General features: G+C 65.4%; 13 protein-coding genes. 5 read left to right on the forward strand and 8 right to left on the reverse strand.

Going from position 1 to position 13,959, the window contains the following annotated elements:
• Positions 1–12: 12 nt before the first annotated feature.
• A complete protein-coding gene (gene sucC / locus EZ304_RS06715; RefSeq protein ID WP_004154430.1) occupies positions 13–1,182 on the reverse strand; it encodes an ADP-forming succinate--CoA ligase subunit beta in 1,170 nt (389 codons plus the stop codon).
• Positions 1,183–1,539: 357 nt separating this feature from the next.
• On the opposite strand from sucC, the gene EZ304_RS06720 reads away from it, so the two are divergent.
• On the forward strand, positions 1,540–3,153 hold the full coding sequence (locus EZ304_RS06720; protein WP_099553729.1) for a sensor histidine kinase: 1,614 nt from the start codon (positions 1,540–1,542) through the stop codon (positions 3,151–3,153).
• A gap of 60 nt (positions 3,154–3,213) precedes the next feature.
• Positions 3,214–4,587, forward strand: a complete 1,374-nt coding sequence (locus tag EZ304_RS06725) for a sigma-54-dependent transcriptional regulator (RefSeq protein ID WP_142806623.1) — start codon at positions 3,214–3,216, stop codon at positions 4,585–4,587.
• A gap of 152 nt (positions 4,588–4,739) precedes the next feature.
• Here the strand turns inward: EZ304_RS06725 and pilB are convergent, their stop codons facing one another.
• From pilB to EZ304_RS06740, 3 genes are all read right to left on the reverse strand, one after another.
• Positions 4,740–6,473: a type IV-A pilus assembly ATPase PilB gene (gene pilB, locus EZ304_RS06730; RefSeq protein WP_142806624.1), complete on the reverse strand. Its 1,734-nt coding sequence runs from the start codon at positions 6,471–6,473 to the stop codon at positions 4,740–4,742.
• Positions 6,474–6,695: 222 nt separating this feature from the next.
• Positions 6,696–7,103, reverse strand: coding sequence for a pilin (locus EZ304_RS06735; RefSeq protein ID WP_142806625.1), 408 nt, complete (start codon positions 7,101–7,103; stop codon positions 6,696–6,698).
• A gap of 152 nt (positions 7,104–7,255) precedes the next feature.
• A complete protein-coding gene (locus EZ304_RS06740) occupies positions 7,256–7,693 on the reverse strand; it encodes a pilin (RefSeq protein ID WP_142806626.1) in 438 nt (145 codons plus the stop codon).
• 352 nt (positions 7,694–8,045) lie between these two features.
• Between EZ304_RS06740 and EZ304_RS06745 the strand changes: the two genes are divergently transcribed.
• The 3 genes from EZ304_RS06745 to coaE are packed head-to-tail and all read left to right on the forward strand — an operon-like array spanning position 8,046 to position 10,799.
• Positions 8,046–9,305 (forward strand): type II secretion system F family protein, encoded by a 1,260-nt coding sequence (locus EZ304_RS06745; RefSeq protein ID WP_142808074.1) that lies wholly within the window; start codon positions 8,046–8,048, stop codon positions 9,303–9,305.
• Positions 9,306–9,312: 7 nt separating this feature from the next.
• On the forward strand, positions 9,313–10,176 hold the full coding sequence (locus EZ304_RS06750) for a prepilin peptidase (RefSeq protein WP_049429911.1): 864 nt from the start codon (positions 9,313–9,315) through the stop codon (positions 10,174–10,176).
• An 11-nt stretch (positions 10,177–10,187) separates the two neighbouring features.
• Complete coding sequence (coaE, locus tag EZ304_RS06755) at positions 10,188–10,799, forward strand: dephospho-CoA kinase (RefSeq protein ID WP_142806627.1); 612 nt, start codon at positions 10,188–10,190, stop codon at positions 10,797–10,799.
• A gap of 97 nt (positions 10,800–10,896) precedes the next feature.
• On the opposite strand, the gene EZ304_RS06760 is transcribed toward coaE, so the two are convergent.
• The 4 genes from EZ304_RS06760 to EZ304_RS06775 all read right to left on the reverse strand — a co-directional run bounded on the left by EZ304_RS06760 (position 10,897) and on the right by EZ304_RS06775 (position 13,949).
• On the reverse strand, positions 10,897–12,264 hold the full coding sequence (locus EZ304_RS06760; protein ID WP_099553741.1) for a sensor histidine kinase: 1,368 nt from the start codon (positions 12,262–12,264) through the stop codon (positions 10,897–10,899).
• Positions 12,227–12,904 (reverse strand): response regulator transcription factor, encoded by a 678-nt coding sequence (locus EZ304_RS06765; RefSeq protein WP_005410804.1) that lies wholly within the window; start codon positions 12,902–12,904, stop codon positions 12,227–12,229. Before EZ304_RS06765 ends, EZ304_RS06760 begins: the two co-directional genes overlap by 38 nt.
• A gap of 8 nt (positions 12,905–12,912) precedes the next feature.
• The gene (locus tag EZ304_RS06770; RefSeq protein ID WP_099553743.1) at positions 12,913–13,383 is read right to left on the reverse strand and encodes a hypothetical protein; all 471 of its coding nucleotides are present in this window, start codon (positions 13,381–13,383) and stop codon (positions 12,913–12,915) included.
• 89 nt (positions 13,384–13,472) lie between these two features.
• Entirely contained in the window at positions 13,473–13,949 is a 477-nt protein-coding gene (locus EZ304_RS06775) for a hypothetical protein (RefSeq protein ID WP_142806628.1), read from the reverse strand.
• Positions 13,950–13,959 lie beyond the last annotated feature (10 nt).

The following is a 13,959-nucleotide window of genomic DNA, read 5'->3' on the forward strand; positions in this document are numbered from 1 at the left end:
TTGGTGTCGGTATCAGGCGGCGTTCTTGACAGCTTCAACGATCTTCTTGGCGCCATCGTTGATGTTGTCAGCCGGGATGATGGCCATGCCGCTGTCACGCAGCAGCTGCTTGCCTTCTTCCACGTTGGTGCCTTCCAGGCGCACCACGACCGGAACCTTGACGCCCACTTCCTTCACGGCGGCGATGATGCCTTCGGCAATCATGTCGCAGCGGACGATGCCGCCGAAGATGTTGACGAAGATGCCTTCGACCTTGTCCGAGGACAGGATCAGCTTGAAGGCTTCGATGACGCGCTGCTTGTTCGCACCGCCGCCCACGTCCAGGAAGTTCGCCGGCTCGCCGCCGTTGAGCTTGATGACGTCCATGGTGGCCATGGCCAGGCCGGCGCCGTTCACCATGCAGCCGATGTTGCCGTCCATGGTGACGTAGTTGATGTCCAGCTCCGAAGCGATCACTTCGGTCGGATCTTCCTGGGTCTTGTCGCGCATGGCGACCAGGGCCTTCTGGCGGAACGCGGCGTTGTCGTCGCTGTCGAACTTGCCGTCCAGCGCGTACAGGTTGCCGTCGTCCAGGATGGCCAGCGGGTTGATTTCAACCAGCGCCAGGTCCTTTTCGTTGAACAGGCGGTACAGGTTCACCATGATGCTGGCGAACTGGCCGGCCTGCTTGGCGGTCAGGCCCAGCTTGAAGCCGAAATCACGGCCGTGGTAACCCTGCACGCCTTCGACGAAGTCGACGTTCAGCGAGTGGATCAGCTCCGGGGTTTCAGCAGCGACCTGCTCGATCTCCACGCCGCCTTCCGAAGAGGCGATGTAGGTGATGGTCTTGGTGCCACGGTCGACCAGCACCGACAGGTACAGTTCCTTGACGATCTCGCCGGCGGTGGTCACCAGCACCAGGTTGACCGGCAGTTCAACGCCTGCGGTCTGGTAGGTGGCCATCTTGGTGCCGAGCATCTTGGCCGCAGCGGCCTTCACGTCGTCGGTGGTCTTGCAGAACTTGACGCCGCCAGCCTTGCCGCGGCCGCCAGCGTGGATCTGCGCCTTGACCATCCAGGGGCCCTGGCCCAGGGAGTTGGCAGCGGCAACCGCTTCGTCCGGGGTCGCAGCGACCTTGCCGGCCGGGACCGGGATGCCGTACTCGGCAAGCAGTTGTTTTGACTGGTATTCGTGGAAATTCATGCGTCACCGTGGGAATAGGAACGACCGCACGCAATTCCTCAGGGCCCCGGCGGGGCGCCGGCATGGACCGCGGCGGGCCCACTATTGTGGCCGAGCCAGCGCCGGGGCGCAAAGAAGTCTGTACAAAACGCCAGGCGCGGGCAGATTTCCACCGCCATTCAGGCAGTTGCGCCCGGGCCGGGGCTGGCCACCGGTGTCCGCACCGGGCCAAATGCGCGATCCGGGTCACTTCGGCGGCACCCGGCCGGGGGCCCTATACTGCCCTTCGCAAACGCGACGTGCCGGCCCGGCTTCAGGGGGCGCCGGCCAGGCCCGCCGCAGAATCCAGACCCAGGCAGCCAGAAGGGGAGTTCCGGCGTGTCACCCAGTGCTTCATTGATCGACCGCATCGAATCGATTCCGCGGCGTGAACTGTATTTCTTCGCGCTGTACAGGGTGCTGATCGCTACGGTCATTGCCGCCCTGCTCTACAGCCCCTTGTCGGCCATGGTCGGCGAAGCCCATCACCCGCGGCTGGCCGACGTCGTTGCGGTCATCTACCTGGCCCTGTCGCTGCTGGCCCTGGCACTCGGCCGCAACGAACGCTGGCTGCGTCCGATCGTGGTCAGCGGCGTGCTGGTGGATATCGTGGCCGCCACCCTGCTGTCGCACGCCCTGCCCGGCGCCAGTGCCGGCATCTCGATGTCGCTGCTGTTCAACATCGCCGCCGCCGCCACCCTGCTGCCGCTCAGCCTGGGGCTGGGCCTGGCGCTGGCCGCCAGCCTGGCCACCGGCGTCGAGTACACCTGGAAGCTGCTGGAAGGCGGCGACCCTACCCGCACCCTGGCCGAACTGGCGATGTTCGCCACCAGCTACCTGGCACTGGCCTTCATCAGCTACCAGGTAGGCAACCGCGCCCGCCGCAACCAGCAACTGGCCAACCAGCGCGGCGACGAAGTGGCCAACCTGTTCCAGATCAACGAACTGATCATCCGCCGCATGCGCACCGGCGTGCTGGTGGTGGACGCCGACAACCGCATCACCCTGGCCAACGAAGCCGCCTCGATGCTGCTGGGCGACAACGACGGCAACGGCGAAAGTGGACGCCTGGACCTGGCCAGCGCCGCACCGGAACTGGCGCGCCGGCTGCAGCGCTGGCGCAATGGCTGGGCACAGGACGAACTGCCGCTGCAGCTCAACCCCGACCAGCCGGAAGTGCAGCCGCGCTTCGCCCGCCTGCTGGCCGGCAGCGAGCTGGCCCTGGTGTTCCTGGACGATTCCAGCGTGGTCTCGCGCCGCGCCGAATCGCTCACCCTTTCTGCCATGGGCCGCTTCTCGGCCAGCCTCGCCCACGAGATCCGCAACCCGCTGGCGGCGATCAACTATGCGGTGCAGCTGCTCGAGGAAGGTACCGGCTTCAACGAGAGCGACCGCCGCCTGCTGCAGATCATCCGCCAGCAGTGCCAGCGCACCAACGGCATCGTCGAAAGCGTGCTGGGCCTGGCCCGGCGCGAGCGTGCCACGCCCGAGAACGTGGACCTGGTCGCCTTCGTGCGCCGCTTCGTGCTGGAGTACAAGCAGGGCCAGACCCTGGAGACCGACAGCATCGAACCGATCATCAGCGACACTTCGGTGATGGCCCAGGTCGACACCAAGCATCTCTACCAGGTGCTGACCGTGCTGGTGCACAACGCGCTGAAGTACGGCCGCATCGGCCAGCAACCGGCACGGGTGCGGCTGCGCGTGGCCCAGCACGAACGCAGCGCGGTGATCGATGTGATGGACCGCGGCCCGGGCATCCCCGAGAGCGTGGCCGCGCAGCTGTTCCGGCCCTTCTTCACCACGTCCGAGCATGGCACCGGACTGGGCCTGTACATCGCGCGCGAGCTGTGCAGGGCCAACCAGGCCCGCCTGGACTACATCGCGGTACCCGCCGGTGGCTCCTGCTTCCGCCTGGTGCTGCCCGGTCCACATACGCTGCTGCCCAGCTGATTCCCATTCTGTGCGTCAAACATTTGTCGCTTCCAGCCCCCTCGTTTATCTTTCACGCCCATGAATGAAACCCGCAGCGCCCTCGTCGTCGACGACGAACGCGACATCCGCGAACTGCTGGTGCTGACCCTCGGCCGCATGGGGCTGCGCATCAGTACCGCCGCCAACCTGGCCGAGGCACGTGAGCTGCTGGCCAGCAATCCGTACGACCTGTGCATCACCGACATGCGCCTGCCGGATGGCAACGGTATCGAGCTGGTCAGCGAGATCGCCCAGCACTACCCGCGCACGCCGGTCGCAATGATCACCGCATTCGGCAGCATGGATCTCGCCGTGGAGGCGCTGAAGGCCGGCGCGTTCGATTTCGTCAGCAAGCCGGTGGACATCTCGGTGCTGCGCGGACTGGTCAAGCACGCGCTGGAACTCAACAACGCCGAGCGCCCGGCACCGAGCCCCAACGCCGAACAGGGCGGGCGCCTGCTTGGCCACTCACAGGCCATGGATGTGCTGCGCACCACCATCGGCAAGGTCGCGCGCAGCCAGGCGCCGGTCTACATCCTCGGCGAGTCGGGCGTTGGCAAGGAGCTGGTCGCACGCACCATCCATGCCCAGGGCGCGCGCGCGGCCGGCCCGTTCGTGCCGGTCAACTGCGGCGCCATTCCCGGCGAGCTGATGGAGAGCGAATTCTTCGGCCATCGCAAGGGCAGTTTCAGCGGCGCGCACGCCGACAAGCCCGGCCTGTTCCAGGCTGCGCATGGCGGCACCCTGTTCCTGGACGAAGTGGCTGAACTGCCACTGCAGATGCAGGTGAAGCTGCTGCGCGCGATCCAAGAAAAGTCGGTGCGCGCGGTGGGCGCGGCCAACGAGGAGCCGGTGGATGTCCGCATTCTCTCGGCCACCCACAAGGATCTGGCCGAGCTGGTCGAGGACGGGCGCTTCCGCCACGACCTGTACTACCGCATCAACGTGATCGAACTGAAGGTGCCGCCGCTGCGCGAGCGCCGTCAGGACCTGCCTGAACTGGCCGCGGCCGTGCTGGCCCGATTGGCCCGCAGCCACGGCCGCGCCACCCCGCTGCTGGCGCCGTCGGCGCTGGAAGCACTGGCGCAGTATGCGTTCCCGGGCAATGTGCGCGAGCTGGAAAACATCCTGGAGCGTGCTTTGGCCCTGGCCGAGGAAGACTGCATCGGCGCCGATGACCTGCGCCTGCCGCAGCACGCGCCGCGTGCACCCGGCAGTGCCGCGCCCGCCGAAGCGGTGGCCGACCTGCAGCCGGGCAGCGCTGCCCTGCCTTCCTACATCGAGCAGCTCGAGCGCAGCGCCATCCAGCGTGCGCTGGAAGAGAACCGCTGGAACAAGACCCGTACCGCCGCGCAGCTGGGCATCACCTTCCGTGCGCTGCGCTACAAGCTGAAGAAGCTGGGGATGGAGTAAGGGCCGAACGGCCCTGGTAGGCGCCAACCCTGGTTGGCGTTGCGCCGCCGTGCCATCCACGCATGGCGTGGATCTACCCACCAACGTGGTAGTGCCGGCCGCTGGCCGGCAACCTCATGCATCGCGCCATCCACGCATGGCGTGGATCTACCTCAATCCTTGGTGACGCGGTTGATCTCGGCCAGGCTGGTGATGCCCGCCGCGGCCTTCTTCAATGCCGACTGGCGCAGGTCATTCACCCCGATCTGCTGCGCCGCCTCGGCAATCTGCAGCGCATTGCCACCGGCCAGCACGATGGTGGCGATCTCATCGGTCATCGGCATGACCTGGTAGACGCCGGTCCGGCCCTTGTAGCCCTCGGTGCATTCATCGCAGCCCACGGCCTCGTACAACTCGATGCCCGCATCCAACTGCGCCTGGGTGAAGCCTTCGGCCAGCAGCGCATGTTCGGGCAGGTTGGACGGACGCTTGCAGTTGCCGCACAGGCGGCGCGCCAGGCGCTGGGCGATCACCAGCGTCACCGAGCTGGTGATGTTGTACGGCGCGATGCCCATGTTCATCAGGCGCGCGATGGTCTGCGGCGCATCGTTGGTATGCAGCGTGGACAGCACCATGTGGCCGGTCTGCGCGGCCTTGATCGCGATCTCCGCCGTTTCCAGGTCGCGGATTTCGCCGACCATGATGATGTCCGGGTCCTGTCGCAGGAACGAGCGCAGCGCCGCGGCGAAGGTCATGCCGCGCTTGTTGTTCTGCTGCACCTGGTTGACGCCGGGCAGGCGGATTTCCACCGGGTCTTCGGCGGTGGAGATGTTGCGCGTCTCGTCGTTGAGGATGCCCAGCGCGGTATACAGCGACACGGTCTTGCCCGAACCGGTCGGGCCGGTCACCAGCACCATGCCGTAGGGCTTGTGGATGGCATCCAGGAACAGCTTCTGCTGGTCCGGCTCGTAGCCCAGCTTGTCGATGCCCAGCTTGGCCGCGCTGCCATCGAGGATACGCAGCACCACCTTCTCGCCGAACAGGGTCGGCAGCGTGCTGACGCGGAAGTCGATCTGCTTGGTCTTGGACAGGTTGAGCTTGATGCGGCCGTCCTGCGGGACGCGCTTCTCGGCGATGTCCAGCTGTGCCATCACCTTCAGGCGGGCGGCGATGCGCTGGTTCAACTTCACCGGTGCGCGCGCGACCATCTTCAGCAGGCCATCGATGCGCAGGCGCACGCGGTAATCGTCTTCGTAGGGCTCGAAGTGGATGTCCGAGGCACCCTTGCGGATCGCATCGACCAGCACCTTGTTGACGAACTTCACCACCGGGGTGTCGTCGCCCTTGGCGTCGATGCCGGAATCGCCGCCGGTAGCGCCGAGATCCTCGTCGCCGGCCGCCACGTCCAGGTTGCCCATGCCATCGTCATCGCCACCCAGGGCGTCGCCGAGGGTGTCATGGCTGGCGTGCCACTGTTCCAGCGTGCGGCGGATCTGGTCCTCGTCGACCAGGATAGGCTCGACCACCAGGTTGGTGTGGAACTTGATCTCGTCCAGCGAGTGGGTCGGGTTGCTGGTGCCGACGAACAGCCTGCCACCGCGCTTGAACAACGGCAGCACGTTGTGCTTGCGCAGCAGCTCCTCGCTGACCAGGCTCATCGCGTTCTGGCTGGCGTCGAAGGTGGACACGTCGAACAGCGGCATGCCGAACTCGACCGCGTTGGCGGCGGCCAGCTGCGAGGCATTGACCAGCTTGTTCTGCGCGAACCACGTGGGCAGTGGCTGGCGGGCGGCCGCGGCCTTGGCCATGGCGTCGCGGGCGGTGGCCTCGTCCAGGGCCCCGTCCTGCACCAGGCGACGGGCCAGGCCGGTGATGCCGACAAGATTGGCGGTGGTGACAGCGTTCATATGAATCCTTGGCTCATGGGGTCATGCCATGCCGTACACCTTGCACGGACACCGCACGGGGCAGCAGAACCCGCCGCGACCCAACGGCCACCGGCATCGCCAATCCATGAGCAACACTGCCTTGCCCGGCACTCCCGGCCCGGCAGGCACGATCCTGACTCCCCCGGGGATGATAGCCCCGTCAAGGGGCGGCCAGCATCCCATTGACGCGCTGAAGTGTGATCAGCAGCCGGTCGGGCGATAGCGCGCTTCGAACGCGCTGCCATCGCAGCTCCAGATGCCCTCGGCCGAGCGGCGCAGGATCAGGTCCTTGCCTTCCAGCGCGCTGTGGCCCTTCAACGTGCAGCTGATGTGGCCGACACCGGAGTCGCTGAGTTCGGCTTCGACGTTCGAGCAGTGGGCGTTCTGGGCACCGCCGATGAACTCAGGGGTGACCAGGCTGGCCGAGCGGTTTTCATAGACGACCGTTTCAACCAGCATCTTGCCCGGGCTGATGTCTGCCAGTGCAGCGGTCAGCTGGGTGCGGATGATGTACGGCTGGAACGCCACCGTCGCGATGGCCGCCAGAATGGCGATGATGGCCACCACGATCATCAGCTCTATGAGCGTGAAGCCCTTTTGCGTGTTCATGACTCCCCCTGTTTGATCCAGCAATCCCCATTGCTGCGTGCCGACCGGGACTCGTACTCCAGTCAGCACAAGGCCCGCCGAAGCGGGCCCTGTGTCAACTCTGATGACAACTACAGGAGCAGCTAACTCCTATGCCTGTCATGTCAAGAGTATTAGGTACCAGTGCAGCCAGCGGGACGGAACTTCTTGTCAACCGACACGGTGACGCAGCTGAAACCACCAGCCTTCGTGATTGCGCCCGAGGTGGCATCAACCGTCGCTTCATCGTACTTGAGAGCGATGGTGGAGCTGGTGCCAATGCGGCCCGGATCACGGATGGTGCAGGTCATGCCAGTCTTGGCAACAGCAACTTCCGAGCAGCTACCGGTCTCTTCAGCCTGGAAGCCGGCGGTCGCAGCGGTCGGAGTACGACCACTGCTGATTTCCATCTCGAACTGGGTCTTGTGCGAGGCCAGGTCGGCCAGCGCAGCGGTGACCTTCGACTTCGAGGTGTAGTCCTGGTAGGCCGGCAGCGCGATGGCGGCCAGGATGGCGATGATCGCGACGACGATCATCAGTTCGATAAGGGTGAAGCCCTTCTGGTTCTTCATTGGTACATCCCCAAGATAGTGGTGGTTGAGTTCAGTGCACGGGATCGGACCGGCCAGCGCCGGTTGAGCGGGCCCCGCGCCCTGCGGGTGGATCAACGCAGGTTGCGTGCCAACCCCGGCACGCCTCCCCCTGGATTTCCCCGCGCCCATGATGGCAGCAATTTCGCGGATGGGAACCCCCCGCATCCGAATCTGCGATGGACGCGGCAATGTGACGCAGTACGTCACCTTTGGTCGGCACCCGGCACGAAATCGCACGCTGGGCCGCCTGCCAACTGCCCATCCGGCCTTGAACCCGCTACCATCAATGGCTAGTTACCCGCCTGGGGATGGCGGGTCTTGGGGAGCCAACATGTCTGTCAGTCGCAGTGCGATCAAGAAAGAGCCGGTGGCGCGTGCCACCATGGAACTGCAGCCGTTTGTCTGGGAGGGGACCGACAAGCGGGGCGTGAAGATGAAGGGCGAGCAGCTGGCCAAGAACGCCAACCTGCTGCGCGCCGAGCTGCGCCGCCAGGGCATCAACCCGGGCCAGGTCAAGCCCAAGTCGAAGCCGCTGTTCGGCGCCGCCGGCAGCCCGATCAAGCCCAAGGACATCGCCTTCTTCAGCCGGCAGATGGCCACGATGATGAAATCCGGCGTGCCGATCGTATCGTCGTTGGACATCATCGCCAGCGGGCACAAGAACCCGCGGATGAAGAAGCTGGTGGACACCATCCGCACCGACATCGAGGGCGGCTCTTCGATGCATGAAGCCATCAGCAAGCACCCGGTGCAGTTCGATGAGCTGTACCGCAACCTGGTGCGGGCCGGCGAAGGCGCCGGCGTGCTGGAAACCGTGCTGGACACGGTGGCCACCTACAAGGAAAACATCGAAGCGCTGAAGGGCAAGATCAAGAAAGCGCTGTTCTACCCGATCATGGTGGTGGTGGTGGCGATGCTGGTCAGCGGCATCATGCTGGTGTTCGTGGTGCCGCAGTTCAAGGACGTGTTCAAGAGCTTCGGCGCCGAGCTGCCCGCCTTCACCCAGATGGTGGTGAACCTCTCGAGATTCATGGTGTCGTGGTGGTGGCTGATGCTGCTGGTCGCGATCGGTACGGCAGTCGCTCTGGTCATGTCCTACAAGCGCTCGCCGAAGATGCAGCATGCGATGGACCGGTTCGTGCTGAAGGTGCCGGTGATCGGGCAGATCATGCACAACAGCGCCATCGCCCGCTTCTCGCGCACCACCGCGGTGACCTTCAAGGCCGGCGTGCCGCTGGTGGAGGCGCTGGGCATCGTGGCCGGCGCCACCGGCAATACCGTGTACGAAGAGGCGGTGCTGCGCATGCGCGACGACGTCTCGGTGGGTTACCCGGTGAACATGTCGATGAAGCAGACCAACCTGTTCCCGCACATGGTCATCCAGATGACCGGCATCGGCGAAGAGGCCGGCGCGCTGGATGCCATGCTGTTCAAGGTGGCCGAGTACTATGAGCAGGAGGTCAACAATTCGGTGGATGCCCTGAGCAGCCTGCTGGAACCGATGATCATGGTGTTCATTGGTACCATTGTGGGCGGCATGGTGATTGCCATGTACCTTCCCATCTTCAAACTCGGCGCCGTCGTCGGATAACACATACATGGCTTTTCTCGACCAGCATCCTGGCCTCGGCTACCCCGCCGCGGCCGCCTTCGGACTGCTGCTGGGCAGTTTCCTGAACGTCGTCATCCTGCGCCTGCCCAAGCGGCTGGAATGGCAGTGGAAGCGCGATGCGCGCGAAGTCCTGGAGGAACCGGACTTCTATGAGCCGCCCCCACCGGGGATCGTGGTCGAGCCGTCGCACTGCCCGCACTGCAAGCACAAGCTGAGCTGGTACGAGAACATCCCCCTGTTCAGCTGGATCATCCAGGGCGGCAAGTGCCGCCACTGCAAGGCGCCGATCTCGCTGCAGTACCCGCTGGTGGAGGCGATGACCTCGCTGCTGGTGGTGGCCTGCGTCTGGCAGTTCGGCTTCGGCTGGCAGGGTTTCGGCGCCATCGTGCTGACCTGCTTCCTGATCGCGCTGTCCGGCATCGACCTGCGCACCCAGCTGCTGCCCGACCAGCTCACCCTGCCACTGATGTGGCTGGGGCTGATAGGCAGCATCGACAACCTCTACATGCCGGCCAAGCCCGCCCTGGTGGGTGCAGCGGTGGGCTACCTGTCGCTGTGGACGGTCTGGTGGCTGTTCAAGCAGCTGACCGGCAAGGAAGGCATGGGCCACGGCGATTTCAAGCTGCTGGCGGCACTGGGCGCCTGGTGTGGCCTGAAGGGCATCCTGCCGATCATCCTGCTGTCCTCGGTGCTGGGCGCCATCATCGGCTCGATCTGGCTGTACAGCCGGGGCCGTGACCGCGCCACGCCGATTCCGTTCGGCCCCTACCTGGCCATTGCCGGCTGGCTGTACTTCATGTGGGGTGCGCCGCTGGTGGAGCAGTACATGGTGATGAGCGGGCTGCGCTGAGGGGAGTCCCCATGAGCCGCTACGTGGTTGGCCTGACCGGCGGCATCGCCGCCGGCAAGAGCGAAGTGACCCGGCGCTTCGAGGCGCTGGGCATCGTGGTGGCCGACGCCGATCTGGCCGCCCGGGCCGTGGTGGCTGCGGGCAGCCCGGCGCTGGCCCGCATCGCCGAGCGCTTCGGCGCCGACATGCTGCTGGCCGATGGCAACCTGGACCGGGGACGCCTGCGCGCCCACGTCTTTGCCGACCCGGCCGAGCGGACGGCGCTGGAAGCCATCACCCACCCGGCCATCCGTCTGCTGATGCAACAGCAGTGCGAGCAGGCTGAAAGCCCTTATGCGATTGCCGCCATTCCGCTGCTGACCGAGGTCGGTGGCCGAAAGGCATACCCCTGGCTGGACCGGGTACTGCTGGTGGATGCGCCGGAAGCCGTGCAGCACGCCCGGCTGATGCAGCGCGATGGCATCGACGCCGCGCTGGCCGACCAGATGATTGCTGCGCAGGCCAGTCGTGCGCAGCGGCTGGCACTGGCCGATGACGTGGTGGTCAATGATGGGCAGCCGGAGGACCTGCAGGTGCAGGTGGAACAGCTGCATGCGCGGTATCTGGGGTTGGCCGGGGGGTGATGCCTGGTTGCCGGCCAGCGACCGGCACTACCGGAGCCCATCCACGCATGGCGTGGATCTACTGTAGAGCCGGGCCCCTGCTCGGCTCCACTTCGCCTTACAAGGGTTTCGGCGAGAACGTCAGCGTGGCGATCACGCCGCGCTCGCCACCGGGGCGCACGCTCACCTGCCAGCCGTACAGGTCGCACAGACGGCTGACGATCGACAGGCCGATGCCGCCACCCTGCGAATGGCCGGCGTGCGTGCCGCGGTAGCCGCGCTGGAACAGCTTGGCCGCATCTTCCTCGCTCAGGCCCGGGCCGCTGTCGGTTACCGACACCGAATTGGTGCCGACGAACACGCGTACCTCGCCGTCCTGCGAGTACTTCACCGCGTTGCCGATCAGGTTGCCCAGTGCCACCGACAGCGCCGCTTCGGGCGCATCGATCACCAGGTTGCGCTCGCCTTCCAGCAGCAGCTCCAGCGGCTTGCCGCCCAGCTGCGCGCGGTGCGCATCCAGCAGCTGCTCGGCCACGCGGGCCACGTTGCTGGTGCCCTGCCCTCGCTCGTTGCGCGACAGCAGCAGCAGCGCACCGATCAGGTCGCTGCACTGCTGCTCGGCACGCTGGATGCGCTGCAGGCGCTGCAGCACCTTCTCGTCCAGGCCGGGCCGGGTCAGCAGCAGCTCGGTGGCACCGCGGATCACCGCCAGCGGCGTGCGCAGTTCATGGCTGACGTCTGCATTGAACTCTCGGTCGCGCTGCACCACTTCGGTCAGCCGCGAGGAATAGTCGTCCAGCGCCTGTGCCAGCTGCCCCACCTCGTCATCGGGAAAGCGCGGCGCCAAGGGCTCGGGATCACTGGTACCGCCACGGTACGCACGCAGCCGCGCGGCCAGGTCCGACACTGGCTTCATCACCTTCGATGCCGACCACCAGCCCAGCACCAGCGACAGTACGCTGAACACCAGCACCGACAACACCAGCGCGCGGTTGAGCTGCTTGCCACCGCGCACGCTGTCGGTCATGTCATAGGCGAGGAAGAACCAGGCGTCGGGCGTCTTCCGCACGGCCAGCTTGTAGGAATAGGGTTCGCCGTGTTCGTCGCCGCTGACGCTGTGGATGCCATCGGAGAAGCCCGCCCACTGCGCGCGTTCTTCGCGCACCCGGTCGAACTTGTCCTTGGAATAGGCATACGCACGGATCTGCAGCACCGGCGCGTCCGGGTTGTGGCCCGGGTGTTCGTAGTAGCGCCGCGCGTACTCGTCGATGTTGCGGTTCATCAGCTCTTCCACCAGCTGGTTTTCCACGCGCAGGCGGGCCCAGTTGGTGGCGAACGCGAACAGTGTTGTCAGGCAGAAGCCCAACAACACGAACGAGACGATGATGCGGCTGCGCAGGCGCCGCCTGTATGGCGTGCGCCGGCGCTCCCCCTTGGCTGCCACGGAATCAGGCTTCCGGGGTGGCGATGCGGTATCCGATGCCATGGCGGGTCTGGATCAGCGGCACTTCAAACGGCTTGTCGACCACCGCACGCAGGCCATGGATATGCACGCGCAGCGAATCCGAGTCGGGCAGTTCCTCGCCCCACACGCGGGTTTCCAGTTCCTGGCGGGTCACCACCGCCGGCGCCGCTTCCATCAGCGCCTGCAGGATCTTCAGTGCGGTCGGGTTGAGCTGCAGCAGCTTGCCCTGGCGGCGAACTTCCAGCGTGTCCAGGTTGTACTCCAGATCGCCGGTTTCCAGCACGCGGGTCTGCACGCCCTTGCCGCGGCGCGACAGGGCGTTCAGACGCACTTCCACTTCCTGCAGCGCGAACGGCTTGATCAGGTAGTCATCGGCACCGGAATCGAAGCCGGCCAGCTTGTTGTCCAGCGAATCGCGGGCCGTCAGCATCAGCACCGGGGTCTGCTTGCGCGCTTCATTGCGCAGCTTGCGGCAGACTTCGATGCCGTCCATGCCTGGCAGGTTGAGATCCAGCACGATCGCGTCGAACTCGTGCACCACGGCCAGATGCAGGCCGGTGACCCCGTCAGCCGCGAAGTCCACCGTATGCCCCCGGTCCTCCAGATAGTCGCCCAGGTTGGCCGCAATGTCGCTGTTGTCTTCGATTACCAGGATTCTCACTGTCACCTCTAATTGACTGTACTGCCGGCGCGCATGACCTGCCTCATATCCTGCTGTGCCCGTTCCTTCTGCCGAGCACGCTCGGCAACGGTCATGCACTGCGTCGTGGTCCGATTGGAACCGATGGGCTTTTCACGTTGGCATATTAGACGACTATCTTCACGCGCCTGTGTCAAAACCGTGTTCACGACCTGCTGATCGTTGAAGACTTGGGTTTGCACCGGTTCAGGCATGGAATCGCGCGCCGGGTACTGCTCCACCGCTGCCCGCATGCGTGCCAGGGCGTCGTTGACGCGGGTGCGCTCGTCCTGCTTGAGTTCCGAATAGGTTTCGCCGTCCTTGAGCTCCACCTCGATACGCGCGATCTGCTGCTGCAGCGGCTGACCGGGCACGAACACCTCCTTGCCCCGGGATGCCGATGCGGTACTGACCAGGGCGAGTCCTGACAACAGGACGGCCGACATCAAAGCCTGTTTCATGGCAAACAAATCCTTGTCTGTGGCGAATCCCGACTCTATTCGCACCACCTTCACGCCAGCAAGTGCCAATGGTCGGGGCCGCGGAAGCCCTACCGCGAGCTGGCAGGGTTGAAGTTGTTGAAGGTGCGCTGGTCGTTCAACAGCGCCTTGCCCTTTTCCTCGATCCGGCGGCGCTCGGCCACCGTCAGGCAGCGGCTTTTGGGCATGTTGCTGCCGGTGCTGCGCGTGTGCTGGCAGATCTGCCGGCTGTCCTCGTGGGCGCGGGTGAGCAGGGTATTGATGCGCTCCTGGTCGTTGAAGACCTCCCCCTGCACCTGCGGTGGCAGTTCCTGCAGGCTCTGGTGGGCGCCCATCCGCGCGGTGATCCGGGCCAGTGCCTGGCGTACCTCGCTGCGGTCATCAGCGGAAATCTCGCTGTAATCGCCATCATCCAGGGCCTTTTCGACCTGGCGCACCTGCTCGGCCACCGGCGACTGCCGGTCCATCTGCACAACGGATGTCTCCGGCTTGGCCGCAGCAGATCCGGCCAGGCCCAGCAACAACGCGATCATCGTGATGCGGTACATCGCCAGCCTC

This window comes from Stenotrophomonas maltophilia, from assembly GCF_006974125.1.
Taxonomy (GTDB): Bacteria; Pseudomonadota; Gammaproteobacteria; order Xanthomonadales; family Xanthomonadaceae; genus Stenotrophomonas; species Stenotrophomonas maltophilia_O.